Annotated in this window: 3 protein-coding genes; 2 read left to right on the top strand and 1 reads right to left on the bottom strand. The window is 74.4% G+C overall.

The features are described 5' to 3' along the window. A partial coding sequence (locus N4P33_RS34520; RefSeq protein ID WP_260830861.1) for a PDZ domain-containing protein occupies positions 1 to 348 on the top strand: 348 nt, incomplete at its 5' end. On the opposite strand, the gene N4P33_RS34515 is transcribed toward N4P33_RS34520, so the two are convergent. Then, positions 341 to 1,096, bottom strand: a complete 756-nt coding sequence (locus tag N4P33_RS34515) for a metallophosphoesterase (protein ID WP_260830860.1) — start codon at positions 1,094 to 1,096, stop codon at positions 341 to 343. The two genes, N4P33_RS34520 and N4P33_RS34515, sit on opposite strands and share 8 nt — an antisense overlap. Positions 1,097 to 1,253: 157 nt before the next feature. Between N4P33_RS34515 and N4P33_RS34510 the strand changes: the two genes are divergently transcribed. Then, a complete protein-coding gene (locus N4P33_RS34510) occupies positions 1,254 to 2,381 on the top strand; it encodes an aminopeptidase P family protein (protein ID WP_260830859.1) in 1,128 nt (375 codons plus the stop codon). Positions 2,382 to 2,572: the final 191 nt, after the last annotated feature.

Genomic DNA, 2,572 nt, shown 5'->3' with positions numbered 1-2,572 from the left:
GGGGGACCGGCGGCCGGCGCACCCTCCGCCTCGCCCCGTCCCACGACTGCCCCCTCCGTCGCCGCACGGGTCTCGGCGCCGGCCGTCGCCCGGCTCGGCGTGGAGGTCGCGGACGACCGGAGACCGGGCGCCCTGGTGGTCGGGGTGCACATTCCGGGCCCGGCTTTCTCGGCGGGCCTGGTGAGGGGCGACGTGCTCCTCGCCTTCGGCAGGACCCGGATCGACTCGGCGGCCGACCTCGCCCGTGCCGTCGCCCGGGCCCGTCCGGGCAAGGAGGTGAAGCTGACGGTGCGCCATCGCAGCGGTGGCTACCAGCAGCTGACGGTGGTGCCCGGCATCGTCACGTGACCACTCGGAAGTGGCTGGTGAGCCGCCCCGTGTCGTCGAGCACATGGAGCGCGAAACCGGGCGGGGCGTCCCGGTCCGCGATCGGCTCGCCCTCCCAGGGCAGCCGCAGGGTCCAGGTGACCCCGGGGCCCACCACGAGGGGCCGTCCCGCGAACGTCGTGGCGGCCGGGGTGTGCGCATGACCGGTGATCAGCCCGGCGATCTCGGGCCGGCGGGCCATCAGCGCGGCCAGGCGGTCGGAGCCGTGGAGCGGAAAGGAGTCAGGAAGGGGATGGTGCAGGGGCACGGGAGGGTGGTGGAAGGCCAGCAGGACCGGGAGCTCGCCGCCGAGCTCCTCGAGCCTCGACTCGATCCAGCCGTACGTCTCCGCGTCCAGCAGCCCGTCGTCCCGGCCGGGAATGCTGGAGTCGCACATCAGGACGGCGCCGCCCGGCATGACGTGCGCGCTGTTGACGGGGCCGTCGGCGGCCGGCCGGCCCAGCAGGGCCTTCCGGTACGGCGCGCGGCGGTCGTGGTTCCCCGGGCAGGTCAGCACCGGGAACGGGGCGTCCGCGCCGCGCAGTCCCAGCAGCGCGGCGGCCTCCTCGTACTCGGACTCCGTGCCGTGGTCCGCGATGTCGCCCGTCACCAGCAGCGCGTCCGGCCGCTGCGGCAACTGCCACAGCCGGTCGCGCACCCGCCGGGCCCGCTCGGTCGCCCGCGCGGTTCCGTCCAGATGCAGATCGCTGATGTGTGCGAGTACGAGCACGGCCGTACGCCTCCCCGGGGTAATTAATGCTTGGGGGTGATCTAACCATTAGAAGCGTGGATCGAGTACCCCGGCGAGCCTGTTAACCGGCTCGCGCCGCCCCCGCCCGGCGGGCAGGATGCTGCCCGTAGCCCTCTGTCGCCCTGGGAGGCCCCGGATGACCGGCACCACGCCCGCGCCCTTCACCACCGACGACTACCAGGCCCGCATGGAGCGCGCCGCGCGGGCGGCCGCCGACGCCGGACTCGCCGGACTGCTCGTGGCCCCGGGCCCGGACCTGGTGTGGCTCACCGGCTACACCCCCACCGCCGTCACCGAGCGCCTCACCCTGCTGGTGCTGACGCCCGGCCAGGACCCGGTGCTGGTCGTCCCCACCCTGGAGGCCCCGGACGCCGCACGGGCACCCGCCGCACCGGCGCTGACCCTGCGCGACTGGACCGACGGCAAGGACCCCTACGCCGCCACCGCCGCACTCCTCGACCCGCGCGGCCGGTTCGGCATCAGCGACAACGCCTGGGCCATGCACCTGCTGGGCCTGCAGACCTCACTGCCCGGCGCCTCCTACGCCTCCCTCACCGACGCCCTGCCGATGCTCCGCGCCGTCAAGGACGCGGCCGAACTCGACCTGCTGGCAGCGGCCGGGGCCGCCGCCGACGCCGCGTTCGAGGAGATCCGGAACGTGCCCTTCGCCGGGCGCCGGGAGTCGGACGTCGCCGCCGACCTCGCCGAGCTGCTGCGCCGCTTCGGGCACTCCCAGGTCGACTTCACGATCGTCGCCTCCGGCCCGAACGGCGCCAACCCGCACCACGAGATCGGCGAACGCGTCATCGAACGCGGCGACATGGTCGTCCTCGACTTCGGCGGTCTGAAGGACGGCTACGGCTCCGACACCTCCCGCACGGTGCACGTCGGCGAACCCACCGACGAGGAACGCCGGGTGCACGACCTCGTGCGCGAGGCGCAGGAAGCCGGGTTCCGGGCGGTGCGGCCCGGAGCCGCCTGCCAGGACGTCGACCGCGCCGCCCGCGCGGTGATCGCCGACGCCGGCTACGGCGAGTACTTCATCCACCGTACCGGCCACGGCATCGGCGTCACCACGCACGAGCCGCCGTACATGATCGAGGGCGAGGAGCAGCCCCTCGTGCCCGGCATGTGCTTCTCCGTCGAACCGGGTGTCTATCTGCCCGGCCGGTTCGGCGTCCGCATCGAGGACATCGTCACCGTGACCGAGGACGGCGGCCGGCGGCTGAACAACACCACGCGGGAGATGGTCATAGTGGAGTGAAGCGGCCGCCCACGACCCCATCCGGCATCTCCCCGAGCGACGACGGCGCGACCATGACCCAGGCACCGACACCCACCGAGGACACCGTCCGCCGGCTGGTCCGCGCCCTGCTGCAGGACAGCCGGACCGGCAGGGGCGGCCCGCGCGGCGGGACCGGCGGGGGCGCACACGGCGGGACACGCGGCGGCTCC

Source organism: Streptomyces sp. 15-116A (genome assembly GCF_025290915.1).
In the GTDB taxonomy this organism is placed as follows: Bacteria; Actinomycetota; Actinomycetes; order Streptomycetales; family Streptomycetaceae; genus Streptomyces.
The sequence above is the reverse complement of the archived record's forward strand: the minus strand, read 5'-3'. Positions and strand labels throughout refer to the sequence as shown.